The organism is Photobacterium sp. R1 (assembly GCF_054600795.1).
In genome coordinates this window covers 1-228 of record NZ_BAAHZP010001112.1, presented here as the reverse complement: position 1 = coordinate 228, position 228 = coordinate 1, and the positions used below count along the sequence as shown (strand labels likewise).

Annotated in this window: 1 pseudogene; it reads right to left on the bottom strand. The window is 43.4% G+C overall.

The features are described from left to right. Window positions 1–212, bottom strand: a pseudogene (locus ACYP03_RS28510) (electron transfer flavoprotein subunit beta/FixA family protein); the annotation flags it as partial. Window positions 213–228 lie beyond the last annotated feature (16 nt).

The following is a 228-nucleotide window of genomic DNA, read 5'->3' as shown; positions in this document are numbered from 1 at the left end:
AAAACTTCATGATGCTGTGACAGTGTCACACCAAGTGTTTCTAAAGAAATAACCTCAAGCGGTTTCTGTTTCGCTTTCATAATATTCGGCAACGAGGAATAGCGAGGTTCATTGAGACGGAGATCTGTGATGATGACAGCTGGCAAGTTCAGCTTCACGGTCACAATACCTCCATCAACTTCACTTGTCACATTCACCTGACGATCCGTGACTTAAATATCAGAGGCA